Origin of the sequence: Prosthecobacter sp. (assembly GCF_044222565.1) — a bacterium.
Lineage (GTDB): Bacteria > Verrucomicrobiota > Verrucomicrobiia > Verrucomicrobiales > Verrucomicrobiaceae > Prosthecobacter.
In genome coordinates, this window is sequence record NZ_JBGANA010000021.1 from 25,679 (window position 1) to 48,894 (window position 23,216).

20 protein-coding genes are annotated in these 23,216 nt (G+C 59.9%); 19 read left to right on the forward strand and 1 reads right to left on the reverse strand.

Annotated elements, in window-relative coordinates; translation table 11 throughout:
• Positions 1 to 35: 35 nt before the first annotated feature.
• The 11 genes from ACILSR_RS24870 to ACILSR_RS24920 all read left to right on the forward strand — a co-directional run bounded on the left by ACILSR_RS24870 (position 36) and on the right by ACILSR_RS24920 (position 12,166).
• Positions 36 to 551 (forward strand): hypothetical protein, encoded by a 516-nt coding sequence (locus ACILSR_RS24870; RefSeq protein ID WP_395752511.1) that lies wholly within the window; start codon positions 36 to 38, stop codon positions 549 to 551.
• Positions 469 to 1,992, forward strand: coding sequence for a tetratricopeptide repeat protein (locus tag ACILSR_RS24875; protein ID WP_395752512.1), 1,524 nt, complete (start codon positions 469 to 471; stop codon positions 1,990 to 1,992). The genes ACILSR_RS24870 and ACILSR_RS24875 overlap by 83 nt, the downstream gene beginning before the upstream one ends.
• Positions 1,993 to 3,796: 1,804 nt before the next feature.
• The gene (locus tag ACILSR_RS24880; RefSeq protein ID WP_395752513.1) at positions 3,797 to 4,174 is read left to right on the forward strand and encodes a hypothetical protein; all 378 of its coding nucleotides are present in this window, start codon (positions 3,797 to 3,799) and stop codon (positions 4,172 to 4,174) included.
• A 53-nt stretch (positions 4,175 to 4,227) separates the two neighbouring features.
• Positions 4,228 to 4,941, forward strand: coding sequence for a hypothetical protein (locus ACILSR_RS24885; RefSeq protein ID WP_395752514.1), 714 nt, complete (start codon positions 4,228 to 4,230; stop codon positions 4,939 to 4,941).
• 125 nt (positions 4,942 to 5,066) lie between these two features.
• Positions 5,067 to 5,213 carry a hypothetical protein gene (locus ACILSR_RS24890; RefSeq protein WP_395752515.1) on the forward strand — a complete coding sequence of 49 codons (147 nt, stop codon included), beginning with the start codon at positions 5,067 to 5,069 and terminating at the stop codon, positions 5,211 to 5,213.
• A 1,116-nt stretch (positions 5,214 to 6,329) separates the two neighbouring features.
• Entirely contained in the window at positions 6,330 to 6,950 is a 621-nt protein-coding gene (locus ACILSR_RS24895; protein ID WP_395752516.1) for a hypothetical protein, read from the forward strand.
• Between the two features lie 395 nt (positions 6,951 to 7,345).
• Positions 7,346 to 8,614, forward strand: coding sequence for a tetratricopeptide repeat protein (locus ACILSR_RS24900; protein ID WP_395752517.1), 1,269 nt, complete (start codon positions 7,346 to 7,348; stop codon positions 8,612 to 8,614).
• Between the two features lie 200 nt (positions 8,615 to 8,814).
• Positions 8,815 to 9,243 carry a hypothetical protein gene (locus ACILSR_RS24905; protein ID WP_395752518.1) on the forward strand — a complete coding sequence of 143 codons (429 nt, stop codon included), beginning with the start codon at positions 8,815 to 8,817 and terminating at the stop codon, positions 9,241 to 9,243.
• Between the two features lie 205 nt (positions 9,244 to 9,448).
• Positions 9,449 to 9,586, forward strand: coding sequence for a hypothetical protein (locus tag ACILSR_RS24910; RefSeq protein WP_395752519.1), 138 nt, complete (start codon positions 9,449 to 9,451; stop codon positions 9,584 to 9,586).
• An 80-nt stretch (positions 9,587 to 9,666) separates the two neighbouring features.
• Entirely contained in the window at positions 9,667 to 10,815 is a 1,149-nt protein-coding gene (locus tag ACILSR_RS24915) for a tetratricopeptide repeat protein (protein ID WP_395752520.1), read from the forward strand.
• Positions 10,816 to 11,320: 505 nt separating this feature from the next.
• Positions 11,321 to 12,166: a hypothetical protein gene (locus ACILSR_RS24920; protein WP_395752521.1), complete on the forward strand. Its 846-nt coding sequence runs from the start codon at positions 11,321 to 11,323 to the stop codon at positions 12,164 to 12,166.
• A gap of 116 nt (positions 12,167 to 12,282) precedes the next feature.
• Here the strand turns inward: ACILSR_RS24920 and ACILSR_RS24925 are convergent, their stop codons facing one another.
• Positions 12,283 to 13,083, reverse strand: a complete 801-nt coding sequence (locus ACILSR_RS24925; RefSeq protein ID WP_395752522.1) for an SOS response-associated peptidase — start codon at positions 13,081 to 13,083, stop codon at positions 12,283 to 12,285.
• A gap of 251 nt (positions 13,084 to 13,334) precedes the next feature.
• On the opposite strand from ACILSR_RS24925, the gene ACILSR_RS24930 reads away from it, so the two are divergent.
• From ACILSR_RS24930 to ACILSR_RS24965, 8 genes are all read left to right on the forward strand, one after another.
• The gene (locus ACILSR_RS24930; protein WP_395752523.1) at positions 13,335 to 14,396 is read left to right on the forward strand and encodes a tetratricopeptide repeat protein; all 1,062 of its coding nucleotides are present in this window, start codon (positions 13,335 to 13,337) and stop codon (positions 14,394 to 14,396) included.
• Positions 14,397 to 14,757: 361 nt separating this feature from the next.
• Positions 14,758 to 15,435: a hypothetical protein gene (locus ACILSR_RS24935; protein WP_395752524.1), complete on the forward strand. Its 678-nt coding sequence runs from the start codon at positions 14,758 to 14,760 to the stop codon at positions 15,433 to 15,435.
• Positions 15,436 to 15,674: 239 nt separating this feature from the next.
• Positions 15,675 to 16,811, forward strand: coding sequence for a tetratricopeptide repeat protein (locus ACILSR_RS24940; protein WP_395752525.1), 1,137 nt, complete (start codon positions 15,675 to 15,677; stop codon positions 16,809 to 16,811).
• Positions 16,812 to 17,164: 353 nt separating this feature from the next.
• The gene (locus tag ACILSR_RS24945; RefSeq protein WP_395752526.1) at positions 17,165 to 17,596 is read left to right on the forward strand and encodes a hypothetical protein; all 432 of its coding nucleotides are present in this window, start codon (positions 17,165 to 17,167) and stop codon (positions 17,594 to 17,596) included.
• 170 nt (positions 17,597 to 17,766) lie between these two features.
• A complete protein-coding gene (locus ACILSR_RS24950) occupies positions 17,767 to 18,732 on the forward strand; it encodes a peptidylprolyl isomerase (RefSeq protein WP_395752527.1) in 966 nt (321 codons plus the stop codon).
• Between the two features lie 1,324 nt (positions 18,733 to 20,056).
• Entirely contained in the window at positions 20,057 to 20,353 is a 297-nt protein-coding gene (locus ACILSR_RS24955) for a hypothetical protein (protein WP_395752528.1), read from the forward strand.
• A gap of 152 nt (positions 20,354 to 20,505) precedes the next feature.
• Positions 20,506 to 21,645: a tetratricopeptide repeat protein gene (locus ACILSR_RS24960; RefSeq protein WP_395752529.1), complete on the forward strand. Its 1,140-nt coding sequence runs from the start codon at positions 20,506 to 20,508 to the stop codon at positions 21,643 to 21,645.
• A 550-nt stretch (positions 21,646 to 22,195) separates the two neighbouring features.
• Positions 22,196 to 23,212, forward strand: a complete 1,017-nt coding sequence (locus ACILSR_RS24965; RefSeq protein WP_395752530.1) for a peptidylprolyl isomerase — start codon at positions 22,196 to 22,198, stop codon at positions 23,210 to 23,212.
• Positions 23,213 to 23,216: the final 4 nt, after the last annotated feature.

Genomic DNA, 23,216 nt, shown 5'->3' on the forward strand with positions numbered 1-23,216 from the left:
AATCAAACTCTGCTCCTGTGAAAGCCCTGACTGCCATGCTTGTCTGCCTTTTCGGTGCCTGGTGCATCGCGGCAGAGCCCGCGCCGGACATCAGCCAGAGGGCGTATGATGCGGCGATGGAGCTGAAGGATGCGGGCAGGCTTTCCGAGGCGGAGATGGCCCTGCAGGAGTTGGTGGAGGCACGCACGCAAAAGCTGGGTGCGGAGCATCGTGAGACGTTGCTGGCCAGAATGAAACTCCTGGAGATGGGGATCCGGCGGAACAAGGACGCCGGGGCGGAAACCGAGGCGCGGGCTCTGCTGCACGTGATGGAGCATGCGGGCTTCTTGTTTTTTCCTTTCATCTTGCGTCGGCCCTACGACGCCTATTTACTTTGGCTGACTGACCACCTCTGCACCGCGTATGAAACACCCCGCCGCTCGTTTTTTTGTCGCTACTGTCATCTGGCATTTCATGGTAGGAGGAGGAATGTCGCGTCTGATGGGGGCGGAAAAGGGCGCGAAGGAGGCTGCCACGGCGAAGGCCGAGGGCAAGGCGGCGGGCGCCGATGATAAGGCTGAGGGTGAGGCCATGGACCTGCTGAAGGCGGGAAAGCCGGAGGAGGCTGCGAAGGCGGCGCGGGCGCTGGTGCAGTCGCGCACCAAGGCGCTGGGCGCGGAGGACAGGCGGACGCTGAGCGCGCGGTTTCTGCTGGCGCGGGCCACGTTTGACCTGGGGCAGTATGCGGAGGCTGAGAAGGAGCTGCACGCGCTGCTGCCGCTGCTTTCGCGTGTGGCTGGCGCGGAGGATCCGGAGACTCTGGACTGCCACAGGTACCTTCTCTTCACCTACTCCGCGCAGGGGCGCCATGCGGAGGCGGAGCAGGAGTACTGCCGCCTGATCCCGACGCTGGCACGGGTGCTGGGACCGGAGGACCGGGCCACTCTTTCGGCACGGATCAATCTGGCGCTGGCGCTGACGAATCAGGACGGCCCGGCAAAGCAGGCGGAGGCGGAAAAGGAGAGCCGGGCGCTGCTGCCGCTGTGCGCCAAGGCGCTGGGTGCGGAGAGCACGGTGACGCTGAGCGCGCGGCTGAATTTTGCGGAGATCCTCTTTGCCGCGGGCAAGCGAGAGGAGGCGGAGGCGGAGTATCGCGCGGTGCTGCCGCTGTGCGCCCGTGTGCATGGCGCGGAAAGCCCCAAGACGCTGCTGGCGCGCCTGCATTTTGCGGATCTGCTGTGCGAGCGCGGCAGCCTGGAGGAGTCCGTGAAAGCCTACCACGAGCTGGTAGCAGACCTGCAGGGCATGAGCCCGCCGCAGACCGAGATGCTGCGGGACGCGCGCCGAAAGATGGCCTATCCGCTGCAGGCCCTGGGCCGCGCGGCGGAGGCAGAGAAGGAGCTGCGCCTGGCGCTGCCGGTGGCAGAGCCCGCTGCCTCCGAGCCGCGCGCCACGCTGCATGCGCGGCTGCTGCTGGGCAGCATTTTAAACAGCGAGGACAAGGAACCGGAGGCGGAGGCGGTGCTGCGCCCGCTGCTGCCGGTGATCGCGAGCGTGTTTGGCGCGGAGGACGGCGTGACGCTGCGCTGCGAGTCTGAGCTGCTGGCGGCGCTGCACTATCAGGGCAAAGATGCGGAGGCTGAGACGCAACTGCGCCGCCTGCTGCCCACCGCGGTGCGCATGCTGGGCGCGGAGGATGCGGACACGCTGCGCATTCATGGCAATCTGGCCGATACGCTGCTGCAACTGGGAAAGAAGGATGAAGCGGTGAAGGAGTACCGTGCCCTGCTGACGGCGCAGGAGCGGTCCCGCGGCCCGGAGCATGCGGACACGCTGGACACCTGCTTCACCCTGGCTGTGATCCTGCGGGACCAGGACAAGACCGCCGAAGCCCTGCCCTACGCGAAACGTGCCCTGGCCGGAAGACTCAAAACTCTTGGCCAGAATGACTCCGAAACCCAGGCCGCGCAGAAGCTGGTGGATGAGCTGATGAAGGGCGCGAAGAGGGCGTAGTGGTTCCAGGTTTAAAGTTTAAAGTTTAAAGTTTAAAGTTTAGAGTTTAAAGCGAGAGGTTAACCTGAAACCGGGATGGGTGGACTGCGGAATACCCGGAAAGGGATCTGTGCAAACCGCTCGCTCAAAAGAGCGGTCCAAGGGACTGGGTTTCTTGTCTCATTTTCGGATTGTTCCGTGGATTGGTTAGCGATCAATCCCCCTGCGGGCTCGCTTCGTTCGTCTGCCTCGTCTCACCGGCTTCGCAGGTCGTCATTTCCGTTTCCGGCGTTAAAAGTTTGTAGTTGGGGCTTCTTCCATGCTGTTTTTTCTTGGTGCCATGGCATGCTATTAAATAGCATGAAACCATTTGCGCTCTCAGGGAGCGGCCCAAGGGGTGCGTCATGAAACGTCCCGGCCATTCCCCCAGCCTCCTCCCTTTTCCCCGCTCTTCGGATGCGGAACCGGTCGCTGAAAAAGCGGCGGGTGCGCGTGTGCTTCGGCCTGAGGCGGCAACGCCGGTTTCCCTGGGATTTGACGAGGCCGCAAGCCCCGTGGAGAGGACTTCAAGACCGCCCAAATGGCTGAGCCCCTGGCTGAAACCTTACTTCAAACGCCCGAAGGACGAGGCGGAGTTCGGGTTTAAAAGAAGCGTTTCCTGGTGAGACGGCGGACTCCCATCGCAAGCCGGCAGCAGCACGGGCCATCCTGACCGTGGCGTGCGCGCCCTTCGCGGGCAGGATTGCCCGCGCTACCTCCCCCTCGTCGTCACTCCCGTTCCACAATACATCGACATGGAGTTTGGATGATCCCGGAAAGCCAAGGAATGCCTGGCATGAATGGCACTCAGTTAAGGACGAAGTTCGTTGGTTTTGGAGCTTCGGCACGTCCGGCTCGTGGCGGAGCTCTTTGCAGACGCTGCTGGTGGGCGTGGGCCGTGGCGAAGTCTTGGGTTTGCTTTCCGCTTGCGTGCTGCCCTACCCAGGGTTGCCTCGCTGAGGCTCGGCTGACCCTGGGCTGTATTCCGCAGCCCCTTCAGGGCTGGTGTGTCGCGGAGCGGGGTGAGCAAAGAGTGGTTCACCACCGCAAGAAAACGCAGAGTTGCTGGTATTGTGAACCAACGAAAAGCTGTCTTAACGGAGGGGGCAACAGTGTCAGGGTGGAATGGCACTTACTTATTGAGGAGTGCGCAATAGACTGACACGCATGGAGCACATGTGCATGGAGGAGCCGGGACGCTGCGTGCGGCGGAGACACAGGCTGCCTGCTTCGGCGTGGCGGGAGGACGCTGCTGGGGGACGCGGTGTGTGAAGAAGGCGCTGGCTTTGCTGCCCTGCTGCTGCTGGTGCTGAACCCTGGGCGGCGCTCGCCAAGGCTCGCTTTGCCCAGGGCTACGCTAGGCCGCACCTTCGGTGCTAAATCCTGGAGGCAAAGCCGACGATAACCCGACTTAATCGGGTGCCACGTCAGTCGATTGTGCAACTCTCAATAACTGACTGCCAATCATGCCGGACATGTTTTCAACAGGGAATACCATAAGGGCTATGAGGGGTTTCGAGGTTTTGGTTTTTCTCTCGAGAAAAGCTCGAAACCTATTGAGACTTGCGCAATAGACTGACACCTCTGCCTTGAAGGCCAAGGGCCTTCCGTATCATAGCGAAGGGTTGCCGAGCCTCGGCGAGGCTACCCTGGTACGTGGTGCATCCTTCAGGAAAGCAAACCCAGCGCCTTCTTTACACACCGCACCCTCCAGCAGCGTCTGCCTCGCCATTCCGCCACGCAGTCGCTGCCTCCCCGCATCATCCCCCTCAATCGAATTCCGATCGTGTCAGCTTATTGCGCAAGCCTCAATAAGTTTAAAAATCCCTTTTTAGATTTCATGGCGAGGGGCCGTTCTGACCCCTATTTTGGATGGGAGATCAATTATTATGTCGTTGGACAGTGGATTCGAATTGCGGGGTATATCGAGCTTCATGCGCGGCTATTTCTAATCGCCTGGTTCGCGGAGATCCCCTCGAAAATGAAAACTTTAAACTTAGACCGGCAAATCTGGTTTTGGGTCGGCTACAAATATGCAGATGCGCGCCAAAAGGGCTGGAATCTCATGACACCCGCCCCTGCCGCAAAGCCACGAAAGCAGTGGAGGAAGACCCCGCATTCAAAACTCTTCTTCATGAGGAGCGGCTCCAGAACGCCGCCGTGATCCTTCAAACTAAAGTTTGACGTTCTCGTCATGATGAAACTAAGGTTTCCGGCATGATAAAACCGGGTGCCAAACTTCTTTTCGGCGGGTTGCTTCTGGCAGCCCTGGGTTCAGGCTTGGCCCTGGGTTTTTTGATGGATTATTTTCACGGGTGGAAATTTGGAGAGGCCGATCTAGCGCTCGAATTCACCGACGCTCAAAGCTATGCCGTGCTGGCTTTTACAACGCTGGTGGCGGCATTGAGCGCGACCCCTGTTTTCCGCAAGAAAAAGCCCACGGATATCCCGGATGTGGTCTTGCCTCTGTTTTATCATGTTATCACGCTGACAGCGGTGCTGGTCATGGGTGTTACTTCATACTGCATCCTGCCATCAAGTGTGCGCAACACCGTCTTCGGATGGGGAGTGGCAGACTTTTTGGGCGTGTATCCCACGGAGGCTGACTCGCTCAAAAAACTACTGGTCGAGAGAAAGCCTGCTTCAGCAGAACCTCCACCTATTTTGCTGTTCCCCGAGATTAAAGGCACCTGGCATTCTCAAATAAATATCCGGAGGATATCATATGCCAGACGTTGCAATGCACTTACAATTCATAGTCATACTCATAGTCGTAACATAAATAGGGTCGCTGTCTTACTGGCTGGCGTGGATGAAGCTGACATTAGAAAGGTGCTGGCTGAGGACGTCTGGAGCTTTGAGGCACGTCCAGTGTTCGGGATCAGGTCGCGTGGACTGGTGATCGAGTGGCAGGACATTACTTATCGATAGCTTGAGAGGTAACGGAGCCATGCAACCACAGCCATGGCGAATGTTCGATTGAGCGCGAAAGCACGCCGAAGGAGGTTTCAGGATGGAAGGTCTCCCTGGAGCATGTGAGCGAGGTTTTGGAGGAGATGAAGAAGAATCCAAATCTGGCCACACCTAAAATTCAGTCCGCCATCGGTGTTGCGCAAAAAGCCCTCAAGAGTTCCCCTGAAAAGGCGTCTGCCTTGGTCAAACAGCTGACAGAAACCGTGCCGAAGGCTGAAGTGGCGATGTAGTGCGGCCCGGGAGATGGTGGATGAACTCGTGAAGCTGAAAGCGAAGGCAAAGGCGTGAGCGGGACAGCACGGCGGCAGCTTCCAGAAAAGATGCCGGGCATGAATGGCACTCTGTTAAGGACGAAGTTCGTTGGTTTTGGAGCTTCGGCACGTTCGGCTCGTGGCGGAGCTCTTTGCAGACGCTGCTGGTGGGCGTGGGCCGTGGCGGAGTCTTGGGTTTGCTTTCCGCTGGCTTGCTGCCGTACCCAGGGTCGACTCGCTGAGGCTCGGCTGACCCTGGGCTGTAATCCGCAGCCCATTCAGGGCTGGTGTGTCGCGGAGCGGGGTGATCAAAGAGTGCTTCACCACCGCAAGAAAACGCAGAGTTGCTGGCATTGTGAACCAACGAAAAGCTGTCTTAACTGAAGGGGGAAACAGTGTCAGGGTGCAGATACTTGACAGTAGAGCACTGGTTATGAAATTCTTTGTTTGTCAATCCTTTGCACCCAGACCCAAATGGCACTTACTTATTGAGAGTTGCACAATCGACTGACGTGGCACGTGATTAAGTTGGGTTGTCGTCAGCTTTGCCTCCAGCTTTTAGCACCGAAGGTGCGGCCTAGCGTAGCCCAGGGCCAGCGAGCCTTGGCGAGCGCCGCCCTGGGTTCAGCACCAGCAGCAGGGCAGCAAATCCAGCGCCTTCTTCACACACCGCGTCCCCCCAGCAGCGTCCTCCCGCCACGCCGAAGCAGGCAGCATGTGTCTCCGCCGCACGCAACGCCCCGGCTCCTGCAAGCACGTGCTCTCCATGCGTGTCAGTCGATTGCGCAATCCTCAATGACGGAGCCAATGGTTGACTTCGTCCTGGTAAATACAGACGAAAACACGTCGATAAGTGGCCTTAAGTAAGTGGCATTCCACCCTGACCCCGTTTACCTTGATGTTGAAGCCCCCTACGAGACTATGACGCTTGAATTTTATCAGGAAAAGCCCGGCGGCCCTTTTAAGGTTAGAAAGATTACGCCAAGTCCCATAGCCGCGCCAAGCCCCACAGCCGAACCAGTCCCATAGCCGCGCCTGCCCCGCAAGATCGCCTTGTACTTTTGGCTTTGCTGTGAGGGGTGCCGCCCTTACACTGTGGTGATGAAAACGAGTCTCCCATACTGCAGTATCATCGCAGTCGCAGTTATTTTTTGCGCAGTCTTTCCTGCGCCAGCCGAGGAGCACCCGGCCACCCAGCGCCAGCAGTCGGAGAACCTTCTGAGCTGGGAAGAGCTGGCGGCGCATGCCGGGCTGACGGGCCTCAAATTCAAAACACTTAAAGAGTATCAGGTCGATGGGATTTATGATGGCATCCGGGGGTACTTCGACGTGATCCAGGCATCCATTCAACTGACTCCTGAAGAGTGGACCCGGCTCGAATCCGGCGGCCATCCCATGCTGAACCCATGGACGACAGGCAAAATTGATGAAAAGACCTGGAAAGGCACCGTTGATCTTATACTTGAAGCTGAAGACAAGGCGGATGCAGACCCGAAGGCCAAGCCATTCAACATTGACGAGTTCATGAAAGGCGCGCCCATTCACGGTTCCGGTGCCCCCCCTCGTGGAAGAAAGGTGGATGCAACGCGGCTGAAAATGAACGACAAGGCCGTGATCCTTCACCGGCCAGATATGCATAGCACACGCCTTTACATGCTTTCTCCCAATGCCGACGGCAAAAGCGGTGTGCTGTACTACTTCTACAAGAATTATTAGGGAACTGCGGGAAACCGGGGCCAGGCAATTTTTGTCACATTGACAGACTTAACTCGTGGATGAGTTGCTGCTTCAAAGCGCACTGCATTTCGTCCATTTTTTGCACCCCGTTTTTCCCATTTTTCTGACCTCATTTTTCTTTCATCAGTGTTCGACAAGTGGTTTCCGAGTCTGGCTTCACATCCTTCGCGAAACCAAGGATTCAGGATGGTCCCGCTCCTGGCAGTCATGTGATGTGATATAAAGTGGTATCCGATCATTTGTGTTCTGAAAAGCGGAACCAGGGCAACAGCAGCGGCAGCAGCCCAAGAATAGGACAGGGACCTATGCGATGGAGCTTGCCACCTGCCTCGTCGCTTCCTTTACTCCGGGAACCTAACCTTTTTCTGCCCTGCATGAAGCCACTGCTTGTCTGTGTCGTCTTTTTTTCCACTCTCGGCGCCTTGGAGGCGGCGGCGGACATCAGCGCGAAAGCCTACGATGCTGCCGCGGCACTGCAGACGACGGGCAAGGAAAGCAAGGCCATCAAGGCCGCGCAGGCCCTGGTGGAGGCACGCACGCAGGCACTGGGCGCGGAGGACAGGGAGACGCTGCGGGCGCGCCTGCTGCTGGCGGAGTCCCTGATGTTGCTGGACCAGGAGACTGAAGCGCAAACACAGCTGCGCGCGCTGCTGCCGGTGCTGACCAAGATCTGCGGCGCTGAGGATCGTGAGACGCTGCGCTGCCGGGCCGGCATCATCGCCACACTGATCACGCTGGACAAAAACGCGGAGGCCGAAAAGGAGTGCCGCCGCCTCATCCCGCTGCAGACCAAGGTGCTGGGCGCTGAAGACCTCGCCACACTGGAGACACGCGGTCGCCTGGCCCGTGCGCTGACTGAGCAGGGGAAGCTGGCAGAGGCGGAAAAGGAATATCGCGCGCTGCTGCCAGCCTATGCGCGGGTATACGGCGCGGAGTCTGAGGGGGCGCTGGTGAAGCGCTATTACTTTGCCATCGTTTTGTACAAGGAGGGGAAAAAGGCGGAGGCCGAAAAGGAGATCCGCGAGGTGATGACCACCACCGAGCGTGTGCTGGGCGCTGGCAATGAGACGGCACTGGATGCTGGCATCACGCTGGCGGAGTGGCTCCAGGCGGAGGGCCGGGATGCGGAGGCGGAGCCGCTGATGCGCAAGGTGCTGTCCAGGCTGGCGAAGGCCTCTGGCAGGGAGCACCAGGACACGCTGGAGTTTGAGCTGGAACTGATTCTGGCCGTGAGTGCGCAGGGCCGGTATGCGGAGGCGGAGAAGAATCTGCGCCGCCTCATCGCCACAGAGACGCGCGCGCTAGGGCCGGAGCATCCCTACACGCTGACGGCACGCGGAAACTTTGGCGCTCTCCTCTCCCGGCAGGGAAAAACGGCTGAGGCGGAGAAGGAATACCGCGAGATGCTGCCGCTCTGCGAGCGTGTGCACGGCCCGAAGGACCTCAAAACCCTCCGCGCCTGCCACGGCCTGGCGGTGGCGCTGAGCAAGCAGGGCAAGTACGCCGAGGCCCTGCCCTACGCGCAGCGTGCGCTGGCGGGCTATCGGAAAGTGCTTGGAAAAGGCAATGCGGATTTGCAGTCGGCCCAGGACATGGTGGATGAACTTGTGAAACTGACGGCGAAAGCGAAAGCGAAGGCGTGAGCGGCGGAGGTGGCGGTGACGAAGGGGGCCAGGGTGCTGCTTCATGGGAGGAACTAGCAATAAATAGCATGAAATGTCTTGCGCTCTGAAAACCGGACCCAAGGTGTGTTTTCATGAACCCGCACTATACACCCGGCAGTCTCTTCCTCACTCCACGCGCTCCCAATGGCAAGCGTCTCCCAGCCCGCGCGCGGCATCACATGCACGGCTCGGAAGATGCCCCGAAGCCTCCTGGCTTTTTTAAACGGATGGGGCAAGCCATCGCTGGCGGCCACCTGTTTGGCAACATTGAAGGGGAAAAAAACAGGGGGGAAAAACCCTCCAGCAGTGTGGAGTTAGGCTGGCACATGGGAGGCGATGAGGCATCCACAGGAGATGATGAGCAAGCGGCCAGGACAAAATTTATAGATGCACATAGAGGCACGAATGTGGCACGCAGCATGAGGGATGCCCAGCTTGAAGGAGGCAATGACAACTCTGAGCGTCGCCCCCCCACGTCGGACCCCGCAAACCGTGTGTATCATGGAAGCAACGGCCCCTTTAAGCTGGGCAAACTGATCAAGGAACAAAAGAACGGGCAGACTCATTATTCCATCGAGCATGTGCCTTATAAACAGCCCTCGCGCTGAGGACTGACGGTCTCTGCTGTTTCAGCCCCCGGGGTTTGTAGCGTGACTCGCAGGGGGCTGAGGGAGCAGATCGTGGCTGTTTGAGAAGAGGCGGCTGCAAAGAGGGGCCGCTTGCACTCTGGGGATTCTTTATCCCTCGCTGAAAGTTTCGGCGGAGACCGCGCTGGCACCGCTGCCATACAGCCTTTTTGTCTCTCTCGTTAGCGTGGCCTTGTTCTTCCTTTCCACTAACAGCGCACATCGATTGGGCGCAGAGGATTCGGCGGGGGACATCGGCGAGAAGGCTTATGCCGCCGTGGTCAAAGACCTCGACGTGGCGGAGAACAAGCCATGCTCCTTTTGATCTATTTTTTTGATCGACAGGCCATCGAGTGCTTCGTTTATTCGGGCCGCCCAACCTTTGTGCCTGTGCGCTGACTGACTATGAAGACGCCTTTTGCTCCTGCCTGCCTCCTGATGATTTTTTTTGCCTGCTGTGGTGCGGCCCATGGGGAGAAGAAAAGTGCTGAGGACAAAGCTTACGAGGGCGTGGTGGCTCTGATGGATGCGGGCAAAGATGCCGAGGCGGAAAAGGCGGCACAGGCGCTGGTGGCGGAGTGGACGCAGAAGTTCGGCGCGGAGGACAAGAAAACTCTCAACGCACGCCTGCTGCAGGGACAGGCCATCACCTGCCAGAACGGGAGAAGCGCGGAGGCGGAGGCTTTTCTGCGCAAGCTGCAACCCGCCATGGCCAAGGTCTTCGGCGCTGAACATCCCCGCACGCTGAATTGTCAAAACTCCATCGGTGCGGCACTGGATGCACAAGGCAAGGACGCGGAGGCCGAGAAGCTGCTGCGCGGACTGATCCCAGTGGAGGAGCGCGTGCTCGGGGCTGAAGATCAACTCACGCTGCAGTCGCGCAGCAATTACGTCAAGGCGCTGTGGCGTCTGGGGAAAGTGAAGGAGGCAGAAAGGGAATGCCGCGTGCTGCTGCCGCGGCTCGAGCACGCGCTGGGACCTGACGATCGGCTTGCGGCGGAGGTTGGAATGATGCTGGCCGAGATCCTCACTAAACAGGGCAGGCATGCGGAGGCTGAAACGCAGACAAGGGCGGCGCTGCCCCATGTGGCGAAAGCCTTTGGCAAGGAGAGCCTCGAGACTCTGAGCGCCAAGGCAGAACTCATGGAAGCGCTGAGTGATCAGGCCAAATACGCGGAGGCGGAAAAGGAATGCCGCAGTCTGATTCTGCTGCGGACACGCGTGCTCGGCGCGACGGACCGCGCCACTCTGCGGGCACGCAGGCGGCTGGTCTCCTTCCTGCGTGATCAAGAAAAACTGGCTGAGGCTGAAAAGGAGTGCCGTGCGGTGCTTCCGGCATGCGAGCATGCGCTGGGCGCTGAAGATCCGGACACTCTGAGCGCATGCCACAGCCTGGCGAAATGCCTGGCCGCTCAAAACAAAATCTCCGATGCGCTCTCCCATGCCAGACGCGCCCTGGAAGGCCGGAAGAAGGTCCTGGGCAGGAGCCATGCCGACACACGGGCCTCCCAGGCGCTGTGCGATGAGCTGGTGAAGACGGAGGCCAAGGCGTGACGGGGGAAGCTAGTTTGAAGTGACAGGTTTAAAGTTATAAGTTACGGCCCGCGATATGGAGAAAGGATGCCGGGCATGAATGGCATTCAGTTAAGGACGAAGTTCGTTGGTTTTGGAGCTTCGGCACGTCCGGCTCGTGGCGGAGCACTTTGCAGACGCTGCTGGTGGGCGTGGGCCGTGGCGGAGTCTTGGGTTTGCTTTCCGCTGGCTTGCTGCAATACCCAGGGTCGCCTCGCTGAGGCTCGGCTGACCCTGGGCTGTAATCCGCAGCCCATTCAGGGCTGGTGTGTCGCGGTGCGGGGTGAGCAAAGAGTGGTTCACCACCGCAAGAAAACGCAGTGTTGCGGGCATTGTGAACCAACGAAAAGCTGTCTTATTGAGTGCCTTTCATGTCGGGCATGTTTTCCCAAGAGACGGCGGAAACGCGATGATACAGGAAGTTCCAAAGCGTCTTTGACTAGAGGCTTGGATTGAGCTTCTTAGGCCCATGAGCCATTTGAGAAATATGCTTCGCCCGGCCCTTCTCGCGATCCATGCCCTGGCAGCGGCATGGGGAGTGCATGCAGCGGAACCTGCAGCCCTGCCTCTGGATATCCAACAGCGCCTGGAGGCTCTGAAGTCGGGCTTTGATTCCTTTGTGCTCAAAAATGTGAAGACTCCGTATGAAGAAGGTCTCAAAGCGCTGAATGCCAAAGTCAAACCAGCCCTGGAGCGAGAGAGCACCATGGCGGCAAAGAAGAAGGATTTGGATACCCTGGTGCGAATCAAGGCAGACTTGGAACGCATCGAGAAAGGGCTCTTGCTGACAGGTGCGGAATCACCACCACCTGACTCCCTCAAAAACGTCTATAGCGCCTACAAGAGCGAACTGGCCAAGATCGAGCCAGCCATGAAGAGGAGCCTGGCAGACGCCAAGCTGCGTTATGACAAAGGACTGGGGCAGATTCAGGATGAACTGACCGCAGCCCAGAATGTGGAGGGCGCCCTCCAGGTGAAGCAACTACGCGAAGGGCTGGTGAAGATGACCGATGCCACCACTGCCACGGAACCGAAGAAGCAAGAGGCGGCAGATGCTGGCACGTCCAGCCCGCGGAACATGGAATGGGAGAACGCCTTGGTCGGACGGTGGATATTCAAAGCCGGGGATTTCGCCATGAATAAAGAACTTCTGCGCGATGGAACTGTCGTCTCACCCCAAATTCCCGGTAAATGGAAAATTGTCGGGAACACCCTTCGTGTCGATTATTCGAACGGAGCTTGGGCAGAGTTCGACCTGCCCGCCAAGGAAGGGAAAATGAAAGGCAAGAGCTATAAGAACGAGGACATGACTGCCGAGAAAATCACCCAATAGGGGAGACATCGGGCCACTCGCTGGCAAACCAAAGATGCCGGGCATGTTTTCCCACAAGGGCGGGCTGTCGGATGCTCCATTTTTTGCCTGACCCCGTTTTTCCTGCACGTGGGGTTTTATGAGGAGAGGCCGGGGAGGAGGGGGTGGACTGGATCTTCTGCAGGCAGCGGTGCGAGGGGTTCGGTGCCATGCTGGGGCACGGGGGGAGCGATCGGCTGGAGCACTTCTTCGCTCTTGTTGCGGGCCTGATTGGCGGCGGTGGAGACGCGGTAGGCTTCGAGGTATTCGCTCTCGCTGGGGGTGAAGAGGGCGCGGAGGTCTTCGGCTTTCAGGCCGGGCTGCAGCCACGCGAGGGCTGCTTCGTCATCGAGAATCAGCGGGCTGCGGTCGTGAAACTTCGCCATGTAGCGCCCGGGGGGCGTGGTGACCACGCTCATGGAGGTGATGACGGGACCGCTTTCAACATCCTCCGGGAAGGGGCTCTCCCAGACATCCCAGATGCCCGCGAGCAGAACGGGTGCATCGTCTGTCCGGTGTATGAAGTAGGGCGTTTTGCGGTCCGGCCACTCATGCCAGCCGCGCACAGGGACAAGGCAGCGCTGGCGCAGGATGGGGCCGCGAAAGGATGCCAGCTCAAAGATGCTCTCGCAGCGCGCATTGAAGGTGTGGACGAATTTTTTGCCGGCCTCCGCCTTGGTGCCTTTGGCCCAGCCGGGCACCAGGCCAAAACGCATGCGCTCGCCGCAGAGCACGCCGTCCTCCAGCCTCAGCACATCGGCGTAATCCGTGGGGCAGATGTTGTTGAGCACCAGCAGGCCGGACTTTTTGTCCTCCTTCGCTTTCTTGAGCCGGCGCTCCATTTTGAGCTCCTTTTTCTCCAGAGAAAGCAGCTGGTTCTGATTCAGGCGTCCGCACATGAGAGAAGGAAAGTGTCTGGCGCTCCGGAGCGCGGTGACATGCAAGACTACGCACATGGAAGGATCTGCGCGACTGCATTTTTTGGCATGATCTGGGTCTCGCAGTCCATGCTCTCCCCTGCCCCGTTTTCACTCGTGCTGCGGGTGCCCGGATTTGCCGCGGCTGGTGGCAGTGGAGGCCTTCAAAAAACTTGCTTTGCCTCTGGGCGCTCTCATTAGTCCGGAAGCCTAACATCGCCCCTTGCCCCCGCATGAAGTTGCTCCGCCCTTTTGGTCTGGTTTGTTTCCTTGTTCTTTTGTTTGCGTGCTGCGGTGTGGCGCGCGTGGGGGAGGCCAAGGCTGCGGCGAAGGCGAAGGCGACGCCGGACGAGAAGGCCTGGGACGCGGTGGTGCTGCTGCAAAGGGCGGGCAAACTGCCGCAGGCGGAGAAGGCTGCGACGGCGCTGGTGGAGGCTCGCACGGAAGCGCAGGGCGCGGAGGAAAAAGGCACGCTGCAGGCGCGGCACCTGCTGGCCCAGATCCTCTACTCGGAGGGGCGCAGTGCTGAGGCGGAGGTGCAGGCGCGCGCGCTGCTGCCGCTCTTTACGAAGGCCTTCGGCGCGGAGGACCGGGAGACGCTGAACTGCCAGACCACGCTGGTGGCGGCGCTGTCTGAGCAGGGCAAACATTCCGCGGCTGAAAAGCTGAACCGCAGGCTGATCGCCGCGTATGCCAGGACGATCGGCGCGGCGGACCGGGACACGCTGCTGGCGCGGAGCAATGAGGCGCAGCTCCTGCACCACCTGGGCAAGGAGAAGGATTGCGCCAAGGAGTGCCGCGCCCTGCTGCCGGCGGCGGAGAGCGCGCTGGGCCCGAAGGACAAGCTGACGCTGCATGTGGGCATGATGCTGGCGGAGTCGCTGTACCAGCAGAAAAAATATGCCGAGGCCGAGGCGCAGTTTCGCGCGGAGATACCGCGGATCTCCGAGGTGTATGGCGCGAAGAACCGCCTGACGATCTCCGCGCGGCGGGAGCTGGCGCGGGCGGTGATGATGGACGGCCGCTACGTGGAGGCGGAGAACGATTTCCGCAAGACACTGGCTGCTGCCGAGAGCGCGCTGGGTGCTGCAGACGCGGACACGCTGCGCCTGTGCCACCAGCTGGCCGAGGTGCTGCGCGCCCAGGGAAAAAAAGCCGAGGCCCTGCCCTATGCGCAGCGCGCCCTGACCGGCCGCACCAAGGTGTATGGGAAGGACGATGTGAGGACCAAGGCCAGCCAGCAGCTGGTGGATGACCTGAGCAAGGCGCAGGCTGCAGCGCAGGCCAAAGAGTGAGCCGCGGTGAGAAGCAGAAATGACGCGGTGGCTGCCGTGATTTTGAGTTTCCTTCGTGACTAAGCTAACGTTTCCGGCATGACAAAATCGAGGGTCCTATCGGGTCAGGGTTCAAACTTCTGGTCCATCGATAGTCTGCACTCGGGCATGAGCTGCTGCTTCAAAGCGCACCGCATTTTTGTCATTTTTTAGCTCCTTGTCCCGCTTTTCATGAGAGGTAGCGAAGCCAGGCAATCACGACCATGGCGATTGTTCAATTGAGCGCGAAAGCTTCGCAAAGCTTCAGAAAGCTTGTTTCATTCCAGATACCGCGTGACGTGCTGGTCGCTGCCGTGCAACATCTGTGGCATCTTATCAAACCATGAAAACCTTTTCATTTCTCCAGGCCTTGCTGTTGAGTGCTGCTTGTTTTTGCCTGAGCTCCGCGATTGCAGAAGATCCCAAATTTGCCCCTGCAACGATCGAGATGTATCGCTGCCAGGACGTTCTGCAAATGACCATGGACCTGCTGCCTTTGTGCGCTGATGCCGGCTGGGATGTCGGGTCCATCACCAAGGCCGCGCAAGCTGAGGCGGAGTGCGAGTATCCGATCCGAAAAGCGTACAATGAGCGGGATCGGAAAGATCCGAATGACAAGCGGGTGGAGGAGGCCGAGGAGCGGCGCGAGTCTCTTTTGAAAGCGGCTCTCTCTTCAAAACAAATCCAGCAGCTTCAGGAACTCAAGCGCATCACTGACCTCATTGACGATGAGGACGATGCCGCCAGCGAGGCCTATGCCCAGGCTTACGCGAAAAAATTGCCAGCAATCGTTTTCAAATCCCCAGTGCTCACGCCGAAAGAGGTTTCAGGATGGAAGGTCTCTCTGGAGGATGTGCGCGAGGTTTTGGAGAAGATGCAGAAGGATCCAAGACTGGCCTCTCCAAAAATTCAGGCCGCAATCGGTCTTGCGCAGGAGGCTCTCAAGAAAGCCCCGGAAAAAGCGGAGGCTCTGCTGAGGCAGCTGACGGAAACTCTGCAAAAAGCTGAAGTGGTGATGTAGCGCGGCGCGGACTTGTAGGGAGCTGGGCTGCAAGGCGGCCATCAACTCGGAAAGCCAAAATAGCCAAACCTGCACGGGGGCGGAGTACATGGCGGCGATCTATGCGCAGCCAGCGTGTGCAGAGTACCAGACGATGGCCCCATGGCTCCGCTGCATGGCGGGTGCAGGCTGAGGGGGTGCATCGGGCTTGCCGCCGCTGCTTGTCTCATGCATTCCATGGGGAAACAAACTCTGTGCCTATGAAAGTCCTGGCTGCCATGCTTTTCTGCCTTCTCGCCGCCTGGTGCAGTGCGGCAGAGCCTGCGCCGGACATCAACCAGAAGGCCTATGATGCGGCGGTGGCGCTGATGGATGCGGGCAAGAACCTTGAGGCGGAGCTGGCCTTTGCGGAACTGGTGAAGGCACACACGCAGAAGCTGGGGCCGGAGCATCGTGACACATTGCTGCCCAGAAAGGCCCTTCTTTTGATGGAGATACTAAGGCACAAAGATGCCGCGGCGGAGTCCCGACTGCTGGCCCTGCTGCCGGTGATGGAGCGTGTGCTGGGAAAGGAGGACAAGGAGACGCTGGACTGCCGCGAGCTGATCATTGTGGCCAAATATGAGAAGGGCCTCTGGGCTGAGGCTGAGCAGGACAGCCGGAGTCTGATCCCGGTCATGAGCCGGGCGCTTGGCCCGGAGGACCCCGTGACTTTGAAGTCGCGCGCGGGCCTGGCCTGCACCCTGTCCGTCCTGGGAAAACTGGAGGAGTGCGAAACGGAATACCGTCAGCTTCTAGAGATCAGCAAGCGAGTGAATGGCGAAGCTTCTCCGAAGACCCTGATGATCCAGCACAATCTGGCTTTGGTGCTGATGGAGCAGGAAAATGAGCAGGCAGCGGAGCGCCTGTTGCGCGAAGTGATCGCCAAAAGAAAGCAGGTGCTCGGCCCCGAACATCCGGACACACTGTCGAGCCGCCACAATCTGGTGAATGTGCTTCACAATAAAAAGCAATATGCCGAGGCTGTGCAGGAGCTGCGCGCGGTGCTGGCGGCTGAGACGCGCATTCACGGGCCGGAACATCCTCGCACCCTGATCACCCGGGATAATGTGGCCGGGGAACTGCGAATGCTGGGCCAGACGAAGGAGGCATTGCAGGAACACCTTGCCGTGCTGAGCATTGAGGAGCGGGTGCTCGGTCCGGAACACCCGTTTACTCTTTTCACCTGCTTAAGCCTGAGCCAGTGCCTGGAACAAATGGGCAGGCACAAGGAAGCCCTGCCCTACGCGCAGCGCAGCTACACCGGCCGGCTGAAGGTGCTGGGCAAAGAACACCCTGACACGCAGAAGTCCCGGCGGCTGGTGGACGAGCTGACGAATCCGGAAACGAAGGCGTGAGGAGCGGCGGGCACGCCCCGGTGGGCGTGGAGAATGCCATGGCGGCAGGTTCATACCATGTTCTTTTACAAAGTAGCATGAAATGATTTGCACTCCAAAAAACGGACCCAAGGCTTTTCTCCATGAACCCAAACTACACCCCCGGCAGTCTCTTCCTCACTCCACGCGCTCCCAATGGCAAACGTCTCCCAGCCCGCGCACGGCACCACATGCGGGGGTCTGAGGATGGCAATGACAAACCCAAGCTTTCAGGCAGGGAACAGATGGGCATTGGCGGACAGATGATGGCGAATCGGCCTGACGCAGCGGGACCCGCCGGGAAGCCAGCATTCAAAAATGATGTGCCGCGCGACTTGAGCAGCCAGCACCCCCTGCAACAGCCGGGTGCTCCGAAAGAGCTTTCCGGCCAAGTGCCTGCGCCGGATAAGAAACCACTGGTCACCCAGCAGGACCTTGCCACGGCGAGACATCTTGAAGAGATGAGGCAGAGAAGCGAAAAAGCCAGGCAGGCAGGATATCAAGACCCCGGCTCAATGACATGGAATGAACGAAACCGCTATAACAGCACACTTCCAAAGCAGACGCAGGAAAGAGGGGACGGCCAGATGAACAACCACATGGCGGTCGGCGGAGAATACTCGAAACTGTTTGGCATGGATGAGCGGGGCGAGCTGGGTGCCGGCATCATTTTCAAAACAAACCCACACATGCCGTTCGAACCGTTTGACGAAAAAGATGCCAGAGACGCCTTTATCAAACGAAGCTGGGGCAAAATGGAAAAGTGACGGCAGGCTGATCCAAGGCCGCCGCCCGTTCTGATTGATGCATGCCGATGCTGGCGGTTGCGGGCTGGGCGGTGTGGCATCGCACTATGGCCGCGATGCCCCGGGTGATTCACGCTTGCCCGCGGAACCGCACGCCGCTAGCGTGGGCCTGCAACCGCCGCTTTTCATTCATGAAACCTCTGCTTTCTCACGCCATGATTCGCGCCTTCGCCTGCCTCCTTTGGCTTTCCTCCACCCTGGCCCTGGCCGAGGAGCGGCCCGTGGCCACGGTGGATGGAGCGCCGATCATGCCGGCGGACCTTCGGGCGGAAATCCGCGAGCAGGAGGCGCAGATCCTCCTGGACCATCCGATGGAGCCGGACAAGCGGGCGGAAGAAATCGCTGCCGTGAAGCGCACCGTGCTCGACACGGTCATCGATCAGCAACTGCTGCTGAACGAATTCAAGCGTCTCGGCGGCGTCATCAAGCCGGAATGGGTGGACGAGGATGTGAGCAAGATCATCAAGACCACTTTCAAAGGAGACCGCAATGCCTTCATGGCCTCGCTTGAGAGAGACGGCGTGCCTTTGTCCGCGTTCCGTGCGGAGACAGAACGCAAGATCAGGCTCGTCTTCATGCGCCAGAGAATCATCGGAGAAAAAAGCCGGGTCACGGATGAAGAGGTGCGGGCCTACTTTGAGAGGGAGAAGCAGGGGCTCACCAGGCCGTCACAGGTGAAGATCCAGACGGTGATGGTGCGCAAGCCCACTCCAGACGCCCGCAGTGTGGCGGAGGATCTGCGCAAGAGGATTCTCGAAGGCGCGGACTTTGCCGCGATCGCGCGCGCTTATAGCGAGGACAGCTACGCCAAGGACGGCGGCGACTGGGGCTGGATGCAGCTGAATGATCTTGCCGAAGATTTGTACCCGGTGGTGGCGAAGATGAAGAAGGGCGAGGTGAGCGGCCTGCTCGAGCAGCCGGGGGCATGGGTCATCGTGCGTCTGACAGACTACAAGGACATGCTGGTGCCAGACTTTGATGCTTTGAAGGAGGGCCTGCAAGCCATGGCGCAGGTGGAGAAGGCCCGCCAGATTGTGGCGCAAGAAATCCAGAAACTGCGCAAGGCTGCTGTGATTGAGAAGACGGAAGCGCGGTGAGGTGAGGTGAGGTGTCAAACGGGATCAGGGTGCAAATATATGACAGGAAAGAATGGCACCCAGTTAAGGACGAAGTTCGATGGCTTTGGAGCTTCGGCACGTTCGGCTCGTGGCGGAGCACTTTGCAGACGCTGCTGGTGGGCGGGGGCCGTGGCGGAGTCTTGGGTTTGCTTTCCGCTTGCTTGCTGCCCTGCCCAGGGTCGCCTCGCTGAGGCTCGGCTGACCCTGGGCTGTAATCCGCAGCCCATTCAGGGCTGGTGTGTCGCGGAGCGGGGTGAACAAAGAGTGCTTCACCACCGCAGGAAAACGCAGAGTTGCGGGCATTGTGAACCAACGAAAAGCTGTCTTAACTGAATGCCATTCATGACAGGAAATTTGACCTCGCCGACCAGAGGCCTTTGTCATTTTTTTGCACACTGAACCGTGTGGTATAACATAGGACGGCACAGGCCAAGGCAGGAGGCAGAGGGTGAACCGTAAGCTGAAGCTTTTTAAGCTAAGCCTCCGACTTTGCCCACCCCCCCAAAATGGACTCCGGCAGATAAAGACATTGTTCGCAATCCCGCATACGTCCCTCCGGCTGTGCCCGGCGCGGGTGTGCTGCTCCCCCCGCCCACGGACGAGGAGCGAATCAACAAAATCATCGAAAGACACTCCCTGGAAGACTTTTTCCCAGAGAAGAAGCCGGAAGGCGGGAAATGGGGAGGCACCCCGTGATACAGGAAGCGCTCAACAACCGCACCTTGAAGAGATATGGGCTGATCACGCCAGCCGACCTGGCCTCGCGGGACAAGCCCCGCGTCGTCTCCAACCGCCGGATGCGGAAAACCGCACGTCCGGTGGTGTGGGAGCCTCGACGGGTCTAATCCCGTCGGGGCCACCCGATCCAGTACGGAAGGTGCGGTGTTGTTTTGGTGCTGCGGTGGTCAGACGGCGCTGAATGGGCTTGACCGAGTGCTGTTCATGCCTGGCCTATGATCGTGCCGAAGACGTGAAGTGCGCGACTGGGGCGGGGCTGCGGCGGGTGCTGTGATGTATGACTTAATAGCGTAAAATCATTTGCGGCCGCGGAAATGGACCCAAGGCTTTTCTTCATGAACCCAAACGCCCCCCCGGCAGTCTCTTCCTCACTCCACGCGCTCCCAATGGCAAGCGCCTCCCAGCCCGCGCACGGCACCACATGCGGGGGTCTGAGGACAAGAAGCCTGAGGGTGCCGCTCCCAGGGAGATGCAGGGGTTGCGCGGACAGATGACAGAGGTGTACCCGGCACGCCCGGGCGGCCCGACGCCTCCGATGGGTCAGCCACAAAATCCGAGAGGCTCCATGTCTTCCCAGCTGGAGCCACATGATCCACGATGGAAAGGAGTGGATGGCGATCTTCTGAGCATTCCTAAATTCGCCCCTCCCGCTGTGGATGATACGAACACGATCCGACGTGCGCCGACCGAGGAAGAGAGGCGTAGAATCGAGCGAGCAGGCGGCGCGAAAGGCGCCATTCAAATGCCCGAGAAGGGAAATTTGGAACTGCCGCTCGAGCCTGAGTTTGAATTCAAACGCGGGAAGATTGAGGGAGGCTCGCTGAAGAAGTCCGTTCCCTGGGAAAAGATCTTTGGAAAATAGGCGGGGCCACGAGATTGCCAGGCCTGCCTGCCACGCAGGGCGCCTCCGAATTCCGGCTGCTTCTGCGCCGGAGGCCGCGGCGGTGTTGGAGTGACATTCATCTTGCCACCTGCCTGGCGTCCTTCATTTTGTGCGGTTCATTTCCCGTCCCCATGAAGACTCTCTCCGCTGCAGCCTTTCTGTTTCTCCTTTCGGCAGGCGGAGGTGCGGCGGGAGCAGAGGCGGACATCAGCGAAAAAGCCTATGATGCCGCCGTGACGCTGCGAGAGGCGGGCAAATACACTGAGGCGGAGCAGGCGCTCCGTACGCTGGTGGAAGCACGAACGAAGGCGCGGGGCGCGGAGCATCGTGAGACCTTGCTGGCGAGAATGCAGTGGGTGGTGGTGCTGATCAAACGTGACCACAACGCCGCCGCTGAAGCCGAGGCGCAGGCGCTGCTGCCGGTGCTGAAGCGTGTGCTGGGTGAGGAGGATCCGCGAACGCTGCAGTGCCGGGGCATCCTGGTCTGCGCCATGTGGGAGCAGGGCAAGCAGGCCGAAGTGGAAAAGGAATGCCGCACCCTGATCCCCGCGATGGCGCGTGTGCTGGGTCCGGAAGATGCGATGACCCTGGTCCTGCGGGGGGCTCTGGCAGATGCCTTGAGCGACCTGGGGAAATTCGACGAAGCCGAGCCCGCCCTGCGCCAGGTGCTGGGCATTTACGAACGGCTGCAAGGCACCGACGGGAAAGAGACGCTGATGGCCCGGCACAATCTGGCGACCCTGCTGGCGCAGGAGGAAGAATACGCGGAGGCGGAGGTGCTGCTGCGCGCCGTGCTGGCCACTCAGGTGCGGGTCATCGGCGCCGAACACGAGGACACCCTGAACACCCGCAACAGCCTGGCTGTCGTCCTCAAAGCGGAAAAGAAATATGCCGAGGCGGAGAAGGAGCTGAGCAGCGTCATCGCCATCAGCTCGCGGCTGCTCGGACCGGAGGATGAGGCAACGCTGAGAAGCAGGGCGGGCCGCGCCGAACTGCTGGGCAGGCTGGGCCAGAAGGAGGCTGCGGTGCAGGAACACCAGTCTGTGCTGGGTGTGATGGAGCGGGTGCTGGGTGCAGATCATCCGGCCGCTCTGGGTGCCTGCTACAGCCTGGCCTGGAGTCTCGCTGAAAACCGCCAGATGGCGGATGCCCTGCGCTACGCGCAGCGTGCCTATGAGGGCCGGCTGAAACTGCTGGGCAGCGAACATCCTGACACGCATAAGTCCCGGGAGCAGGTGGACCGGCTGACGAAGCCGGAGGCAAGGGCGTGATGACTGGAGCATGCGGCGGGCACGTCACGGTGCGCCTGGAGAATGCCAGGTGGCAGCTGCATACCACGATCTTTTACCCAGTGGTATCAAATCATCTGCATGTGGGGCCTGGGTGCAGATGGCTGACCCATTGACAGACTGAAATCGCGAATGATCTGCCGCATCCTAAGGAAGCTCGTGCCGTCCATTTTTGTGGCACCCTGTTCCGGCTCTTGGTTGAATTCGTGAATTTTGAGGCGCCGGGCAGGGAGCACCCGCCCACCCAAAGGTCTCAGCAGATGGTGGATGAGCTTGCCGCAGAAAATGCCAAGGCGTGATTCGGCCTCAGGCGTGACGACTCACTGGCAGGAGCTCCCTGCATACCCTGTTCTAACACCATTGCGCCTAACTTCAGTCGCGCCAGAAACGGTGCAGCGCATGTTTCCTGAGTCACACGAGCAGACCGGTGGTCTTTCCCCACTCAGCGCTCCGCCTATGGCAGACTGATTGGATTGGACTTGCCGCCTCACGTGGACGCAGCATCGTGGCGGCTCAGCCCATGCACCCCTCCATGAAACTGCTCCGCGCCTGCCTGCCGCTCGTTTTTACTTTTCATTCGGCTGCGCTGGCGGCCGAGGCTGCGCCGGACAACGGCGCGAAGGCCGTGGCGTCTCCGCAGGAGGCCGACCCGCCCGTGGCCACGGTGGATGGCGCGGTGATCCGGACTTCGGACCTCCGCTTTGCCTCGCAGGCTGAGGAGGACGTGATCCGCAAACGGTACGCAGACTCCCCGGCGCGGCTGCCGCAGGCTCTGGCGGAGCTGAGGGACCGCGTGCTGGACAGGCTCATCGACCAGCAGCTGCTGCTCAATGAGTTCAAGCACCTGGGCGGCGTGCTGAAGCCGGAGGTGGTGGAGGAGGAGCTGGAGCGCATCGTCGAGGAGACTTTCAAAGGAGACCACGCCGCCTTTCTGGCGGAGCTGAAGACGCGCGGGCAGACGATCGAGTCCTTTCGCAAACTGCAGGGCCGCATGATGACCATCGCCGTCATGCGGATGCGTCTGGCGGGTGAGGTGGCGGTCACGCCGCAGGAGGCGCGGGAGTACTATGACAAGCGCAAGGACCGCTGGTCTGGCGATGCGTCCGTGAAGTTTCACACCGTCTCCATCCCAAAGGCCTCAAGGAAGCCGGTCGCGGAGGTTCGACGCGAGGCGGAGGAATTGCTTGCGAAGCTGATCAAAGGAGAGGACTTCGGAGCTGTGGCGCGCAAGTGGAGCAGCGACAGCCGTGCGGAATACGGTGGCACCTGGGACTGGATGGCGGTCGCGGACCTGACCGATCCTTTGCGTGAAGCGGTGGACAAGACTGCGACGGGAAAGTTCAGCGAGCTCATTGATCAAGCCGACACCTTCATCATCCTGCGTCTGGACGACTACCGCACTCCCACCCCCACCCCGCCGTTTGAGAAAGTGCAGGAGGACATCGTGAAGCTGCTCGAGAAACAAAAGTACGAGGAGAAGATTGAAGCCGCCATGGAGAAGCTGAGCAGCGCCGCGAAGATCCAGAAGCTGGCCCAGCCGGAGAAGTGAGGCC

Bases quoted from the DNA above. Each gene is read 5' to 3' on its own strand.
- ACILSR_RS24870 (WP_395752511.1), top strand. From the start codon at position 36: ATGCTTGTCTGCCTTTTCGGTGCCTGGTGCATCGCGGCAGAGCCCGCG.
- ACILSR_RS24875 (WP_395752512.1), top strand. From the start codon at position 469: ATGTCGCGTCTGATGGGGGCGGAAAAGGGCGCGAAGGAGGCTGCCACG.
- ACILSR_RS24885 (WP_395752514.1), top strand. From the start codon at position 4,228: ATGATAAAACCGGGTGCCAAACTTCTTTTCGGCGGGTTGCTTCTGGCA.
- ACILSR_RS24890 (WP_395752515.1), top strand. From the start codon at position 5,067: ATGAAGAAGAATCCAAATCTGGCCACACCTAAAATTCAGTCCGCCATC.
- ACILSR_RS24900 (WP_395752517.1), top strand. From the start codon at position 7,346: ATGAAGCCACTGCTTGTCTGTGTCGTCTTTTTTTCCACTCTCGGCGCC.
- ACILSR_RS24905 (WP_395752518.1), top strand. From the start codon at position 8,815: ATGCACGGCTCGGAAGATGCCCCGAAGCCTCCTGGCTTTTTTAAACGG.
- ACILSR_RS24915 (WP_395752520.1), top strand. From the start codon at position 9,667: ATGAAGACGCCTTTTGCTCCTGCCTGCCTCCTGATGATTTTTTTTGCC.
- ACILSR_RS24920 (WP_395752521.1), top strand. From the start codon at position 11,321: ATGCTTCGCCCGGCCCTTCTCGCGATCCATGCCCTGGCAGCGGCATGG.
- ACILSR_RS24925 (WP_395752522.1), bottom strand. From the start codon at position 13,083: ATGTGCGGACGCCTGAATCAGAACCAGCTGCTTTCTCTGGAGAAAAAG.
- ACILSR_RS24930 (WP_395752523.1), top strand. From the start codon at position 13,335: ATGAAGTTGCTCCGCCCTTTTGGTCTGGTTTGTTTCCTTGTTCTTTTG.
- ACILSR_RS24935 (WP_395752524.1), top strand. From the start codon at position 14,758: ATGAAAACCTTTTCATTTCTCCAGGCCTTGCTGTTGAGTGCTGCTTGT.
- ACILSR_RS24940 (WP_395752525.1), top strand. From the start codon at position 15,675: ATGAAAGTCCTGGCTGCCATGCTTTTCTGCCTTCTCGCCGCCTGGTGC.
- ACILSR_RS24950 (WP_395752527.1), top strand. From the start codon at position 17,767: ATGAAACCTCTGCTTTCTCACGCCATGATTCGCGCCTTCGCCTGCCTC.
- ACILSR_RS24955 (WP_395752528.1), top strand. From the start codon at position 20,057: ATGTCTTCCCAGCTGGAGCCACATGATCCACGATGGAAAGGAGTGGAT.
- ACILSR_RS24960 (WP_395752529.1), top strand. From the start codon at position 20,506: ATGAAGACTCTCTCCGCTGCAGCCTTTCTGTTTCTCCTTTCGGCAGGC.
- ACILSR_RS24965 (WP_395752530.1), top strand. From the start codon at position 22,196: ATGAAACTGCTCCGCGCCTGCCTGCCGCTCGTTTTTACTTTTCATTCG.